This is a genomic window from Oliverpabstia sp., from assembly GCF_022785585.1.
Classification (GTDB): Bacteria; Bacillota; Clostridia; order Lachnospirales; family Lachnospiraceae; genus Oliverpabstia; species Oliverpabstia intestinalis.
The window spans coordinates 1-6,204 of record NZ_JALFPR010000165.1 but is presented as its reverse complement, the minus strand read 5'-3'; the positions used below and the strand labels follow the sequence as shown (position 1 = coordinate 6,204).

4 protein-coding genes and 1 tRNA gene are annotated in these 6,204 nt (G+C 46.3%); 3 read left to right on the top strand and 2 right to left on the bottom strand.

The genetic code is table 11. The features are described from left to right. The coding region (locus MSA64_RS11400; protein WP_287891666.1) for a hypothetical protein at positions 1 to 194 on the bottom strand (194 nt) is incomplete at its 3' end. A 407-nt stretch (positions 195 to 601) separates the two neighbouring features. Next, positions 602 to 675, bottom strand: a tRNA-Arg gene (locus MSA64_RS11395). A 196-nt stretch (positions 676 to 871) separates the two neighbouring features. Between MSA64_RS11395 and malQ the strand changes: the two genes are divergently transcribed. The 3 genes from malQ to MSA64_RS11380 are packed head-to-tail and all read left to right on the top strand — an operon-like array spanning position 872 to position 5,860. Continuing rightward, entirely contained in the window at positions 872 to 2,422 is a 1,551-nt protein-coding gene (gene malQ / locus MSA64_RS11390) for a 4-alpha-glucanotransferase (RefSeq protein WP_287891665.1), read from the top strand. Next, the gene (locus tag MSA64_RS11385) at positions 2,388 to 4,124 is read left to right on the top strand and encodes an ABC transporter ATP-binding protein (protein WP_287891664.1); all 1,737 of its coding nucleotides are present in this window, start codon (positions 2,388 to 2,390) and stop codon (positions 4,122 to 4,124) included. Before malQ ends, MSA64_RS11385 begins: the two co-directional genes overlap by 35 nt. After that, positions 4,121 to 5,860 (top strand): ABC transporter ATP-binding protein, encoded by a 1,740-nt coding sequence (locus MSA64_RS11380; protein ID WP_287891663.1) that lies wholly within the window; start codon positions 4,121 to 4,123, stop codon positions 5,858 to 5,860. The genes MSA64_RS11385 and MSA64_RS11380 overlap by 4 nt, the downstream gene beginning before the upstream one ends. Positions 5,861 to 6,204 lie beyond the last annotated feature (344 nt).

Here is a 6,204-nt window from a genome sequence, read left to right as displayed (position 1 = left end):
GCTTCTTTTGAAATAGCAGCAACATATGCTTTACCGGTTCTTGTATAAGATTTCCCAATCGAATCAACTTTCAGATAACCTTTATTTTCAAGGACAACCAGTGCGGGAGCTACTGTATTTCTTTTTAAAGCAGGCGATGCTTTTAAAATTTCCGAAATCAGACAAGGATGATCCATGTTCCATATGGTATTCATAATCTGTTCTTCCCTGGGTGTCAATCCATACATATTTCTATCCTCCGTAAAATTACATATTCTATAGTAGTTTCGTAACTATTCAGTAGCCACTGTCCCACGAGGTGTTTTGACATGAATATGTCAAAATCCCGAGACATACAAGCCAAAATGCCATTACCGAAGGTGATTTTTTATGCATTTTGGCTCGTAACTGTGAAGGTACTGAACAGTCACGTAGTTTCATACAGAAAACCCCATCTCCAACACATTCTAGTATAAAGAAAGGGGTGAAAAAAATCAATAGAATTGTAGAAAAATCAAACGATTTATTGACTTTTTGACATGGGATCCTATAAATAATCCGAGGAACTGCTTTTTTGAAATGATAAAACAAAAACCGCCAGAATCAAATTCTGACGGTTAAGCGTGCGTTAGAGGATTCGAACCCCCGGCCTTTTGGTCCGTAGCCAAACGCTCTATCCAGCTGAGCTAAACGCACATTTTTGTTTGTGTTGTTCGGTTGTCCCTAACAACAAAGCCTATTATAAGGGAGAGTTAGTCAAATGTCAACACTTTTTTTGAAAAAAATTAAATTTTTTTAATTGTTAGAAAAACAGGCAAAATTATGGGATTGCTTGAAAAGAAAGAAATGATGTGCTAATGTTAGTAAGAGAATACACAGGGAGGGTATACAAATGAGAGCAAGTGGTGTGTTGATGCCTGTTTCTTCTTTGCCGTCCAGATATGGGATCGGTTGCTTTTCGAAAGAGGCATATGAATTTGTGGACTGCCTGGAGCGTGCAGGCCAGTCAAAATGGCAGGTCCTTCCATTAGGACCTACCGGATATGGAGATTCTCCGTATCAGCCGTTTTCCACATTCGCAGGTAATCCGTACTTTATCGATCTGGATATGCTGGTAGAAGAAGGTCTCCTTTTTAAAGAAGAATGTGAACAGCTGCAGTGGGGAGGGGATCCGAGATTTGTAGATTATGAAAGAATCTACTTTTCAAAAAATGAGATTTTGAGAAAAGCGTACGGGCGTTTTGATGCAGATGATAAATTTTATGCTTTCTGTAAAAAAGAGCAGGAATGGCTGGAACCGTACTGTCTGTTCCGTGCTATCAAGGACAGCCAGAACGGTGCACTGTGGACAACCTGGCCGGAAGAACTGCGAAAAAGTGATTCCAAAGAAGTGCAGAATAAGAAAAAAGAGCTGAAAAAAGAGATGGAATACTACCAGTTTCTGGAATATGAATTTGACTGTCAGTGGAACAAACTGAAAACATATGCTAATAAGAAGGGAATCACCATTATCGGAGATCTTCCAATCTATGTGGCTATTGACAGTGCGGATGCATGGGCGAATCCGAAGATGTTCCAGATGGACGAGAATGGTGTGCCAAGTGCTATTGCAGGCTGTCCCCCGGATGCATTTTCAGCGGACGGCCAGATGTGGGGCAATCCGTTGTATGACTGGAAAACACAGAAAAAAACCGGATATAAATGGTGGATTCAGCGTATGAAGAGAAGTCTTGTATTATACGATACCGTGCGCATCGATCATTTTCGTGGATTTGCAGAGTATTATGCGATTCCGGCGGACGCAGAAAATGCATTGGAAGGAGAATGGAAGGAAGGTCCTGGCATCGATCTGTTCCGGGCGATGGAAAAAGCACTGGGAGATATGGATGTGATCGCGGAAGATCTTGGAACTTTGGATGAGAAAGTTTTTGATCTGATGGACGAGACAGGATATCCGGGGATGAAAGTCCTGCAATTTGCTTTTGATTCCGGTAATACAAACTTTTATCTGCCGCATCGCTATAAGAAAAACTGCGTCGTATATACAGGAACTCACGACAACGATACGACAAAGGCATGGTATTATGGCATGAACGACTGGGCGAGAGAGTACTCCAAAGCATATCTGAATAATTATGACCGCCCGTGGGAAGACATCCCGTGGGATTTTATCCGGGCGGCAGAAGCCAGCGTTGCCGATCTGGCAGTGATTCCGATGTGGGATCTGTTGTGCTGTGGCAGCGAAGGAAGAATGAATCATCCATCCACACTGGGGGAAAACTGGAAATGGAGGATGCTTCCGGGCGAGTTCCGTGAGGATATCATCGGACGACTGCGCTGGCTGACAGATACTTTCCAGAGAATGCTTGTTCCTCCGAAAATCGAAGAAGAGCAGGAGGAAAACGAAGATGAAACAGATGCTTCAGTATCTGAAAGCGTATAAAAAAGAGTCGATTATTGCACCGCTGTTTAAAATGCTGGAAGCCAGTTTTGAATTGCTGGTTCCGATCGTTATGGCAAACATCATCGATGTCGGTATCCAGAATGGTGACAAGCCGTATATCTGGAGAATGTGCGCGCTGATGATCGCACTGGGTGTGCTGGGACTGGTGTGTTCTCTGACGGCGCAGTATTTTGCTGCAAAGGCAGCGATGGGATTTGGAACGGCACTGAGAAAGGCACTGTTTGGACACATCAACAGCCTGAGCTATAACGAACTGGATCAGATCGGAACGCCGACACTGATCACCCGTATGACCAGTGATATCAACCAGGCGCAGACCGGTGTCAATATGATGCTCCGTCTGTTCCTGCGTTCTCCGTTCATCGTCATCGGAGCAGTTGTGATGGCTTTTACTATCAGCGCAAAACTGACGATCATTTTCCTGATTGCAGTACCGTTAATCGGACTGGCAATTTATCTGATTATGCGTATCACTGTACCGATCTATAAAAAAGTACAGAGTATTTTGGATCAGATCGTGCTTCATACGAGAGAAAATTATGTAGGTGCCAGAGTGGTACGTGCATTTTCCAGGGAAAAAGATGAGACGGAACAGTTTGATGAAATCAGCGGCAACCTGAAAAATACACAGATGTATGCCGGTAAGATTTCTGCACTGATGAACCCGATCACCTATGTGATGGTCAATATCGCGATCCTGTGTATCCTGTGGTTTGGGGGCTGGCAGGTACAGATCGGCAGCGTATCCCAGGGACAGATTGTGGCGCTGGTCAATTATATGAATCAGATTCTGCTGGCGCTGGTTGCACTGGCGAACCTGATTGTTGCTGTAACAAGAGCACTGGCTTGTGCGATACGTATTAATGAAGTTTTCCGGGTAAACAGTTCCATGAAAGAGGGCGCTGAAGAAAAAAATACGCAGGAAAGCGGGAAACCGAGAGTCGTGTTTGACCATGTGACTTTTACTTATGGTGGGGCGCAGGAAGCTTCTCTGACAGATATCAGTTTTTCGGCAATGCCGGGAGAAACGGTTGGAATCATCGGCGGTACCGGATCCGGAAAGTCCACACTGGTTAATCTGATTCCACGGTTCTACGACGCTACAAAAGGTTCGGTTACTGTAGACGGTCAGGATGTGAAAGCTTATACTTTCCGGCATCTGCGTGAGAAGATTGGTGTGGTTCCACAGAAAGCAGTTCTGTTCCTGGGAACGATCCGCAGTAATCTGTTATGGAGGAAAAAAGACGCAAAAGAGAGCGAACTGTGGAAAGCCCTGCAAATCGCCCAGGCAGAAGGAGTGGTGAAGAAGAAACAGAAAGGTCTGGATGAGAAGGTGGAGACCGGCGGACGGAACTTCTCCGGCGGTCAGAGACAGCGTCTGACCATCGCGAGAGCTCTGGTCGGCGGGCCGGATATCCTGATCCTGGATGACAGCGCATCTGCCCTGGACTTCGCAACGGATGCGGCTCTGCGCAGATCAATCAAAGAAAATACGAAAAAAGCAACCGTATTCCTGGTATCCCAACGTGCGGCAACCGTAAAAAATGCAGACCAGATCCTGGTGCTGGACGATGGAAAGCTTGTGGGAAAAGGAACGCATGAGGAATTGTTCAAAACCTGTAACGTATATAAGGAGATCTGTATGTCACAGTTTTCCAGTCAGGAGGTAGCACAGTTATGAAAAACAAAAAGACCATAAACCGTGTCCTACAACTGATCCGCCCGTATACCTATCTGGTGGTCAGTATTCTGGTACTGGCGGCAGTCACAGTAGCAGCTACCCTGTATTCGCCCATCCTGATTGGTAAAGGTGTGGACTGTATGATAGAGAAGGGGCTGGTAAGCTTCCCGGATCTGAAACTGGTGCTGCTCCAGCTGGCAGTGGTGACTGCAATCTCTGCGATATCTCAGTGGGTGATGAGTCTTCTGACCAATAAAATGACATACAAGATCGTAGATGATATCCGCAGACGGGTATTTGCCCATATGGAAATTCTTCCGCTCCGTTATATGGACGCGCACCAGCCGGGTGATGCGATCAGCAGAATTTCCACAGATGTGGATCAGTTTTCCGACGGTCTTTTAATGGGATTTACCCAGCTGTTTTCCGGTGTGATGACGATTCTCGGAACACTGGGATTTATGATATCCATCGATGGAAGAATCACGCTGATCGTGGTATTGATCACGCCGTTATCTTTTTTCGTGGCAAACTTTATCGCAAAACGTACATTTACCATGTTCCGTCTGCAGTCTGAGACGAGAGCAGAGATGACTTCTCTGGTAGAAGAAATGGTGGGAAACCAGAAAGTGGTTAAAGCATTTGCCTATGAAAAAGAGGCGGAGGAACAGTTTGATGATATTAACCAGAGACTGCAGTCCTGCAGCCTGAAAGCGACCTTCTTCTCTTCCATTACTAATCCTTCCACCCGCTTTGTCAACGGACTGGTGTATACGGGCGTTGGTATTTTCGGTGCATTTTCCGCGATCCAGGGAAGAATTACCGTTGGTCAGCTGAGTAGTTTTCTGAATTATGCCAATCAGTATACCAAGCCGTTTAACGAGATCTCCGGCGTGGTGACAGAACTTCAGAACGCGCTGGCATGTGCGGGAAGAATCTTTCATTTTCTGGACGAAGAACCGGTACCGGAGAATGCGGCAGATGCTAAGACGCTGGATCAGGTGGAGGGCCGCGTGAGATTTGAGGATGTAAGCTTTTCGTACACCAGTGAGGTGCCACTGATCGAACATATGAATCTGGAAGTAAAACCGGGACAGCGGGTGGCAATTGTAGGTCCGACCGGATGTGGTAAGACGACAGTAATCAATCTGCTGATGCGTTTTTATGATATAAATAAAGGAAAGATCACACTGGATGGTGTACCGATTCAGAATCTGACCTGGGAAAGTCTCCGTTCCAGTTACGGAATGGTGCTTCAGGAAACCTGGCTGAAAACGGGTACGATCCGGGATAATATCTCTTACGGAAAACCGGATGCCACAAGGGAGGAAGTGATCGAAGCAGCAAAACAGGCTCATGCCCACAGTTTTATCAAACGTCTTCCGAAAGGATATGACACGGTGATGGGTGAGGACGGCGGAAGCCTGTCCCAGGGACAGAAACAGCTGCTTTGTATCGCCAGACTGATGTTACTAAAACCGCCGGTACTGATTCTGGACGAGGCGACATCTTCCATCGATACGATGACAGAGATCCGTATCCAGAAAGCATTCCAGAAACTGATGGAGGGACGGACGAGTTTTGTGGTGGCACACCGGCTGTCTACCATTAAGGAATCGGATGTGATTCTGGTTATGAAGGACGGACATATTCTGGAGACCGGCAAGCATGAGGAACTGCTGGAGAAGAAAGGGTTCTATGCACAGCTGTATCAGAGTCAGTTTTGTAACGTGTAGATAGGATATGCAAAAAAGGGACGCGCTAGATCCCGGATGGAACATTCAGGCAACATGGGCAGGGGAACTTTGAACTAGCCGCTAACTTCGACTAAATTCACGCGGGTCAGCTGACCCTCGTGAACCATAGCCGAAGTTAGCGGCTAGCTTAAAGTTGCCCTGCCCACGTTGCCGCAGACAGTGCGATCGGCTTTCGGGCGTCCGCCCGCCAATTCTCTTTCTGGCGTTCGTCTTGGCACACCCTTTTTTAGAACTTCCTCCACGTATCCGGAAAGAACACCAGCAGCAACGGAAAAATCTCCAACCGTCCCGCCAGCATATCAAAAATCAACACATACTTACCA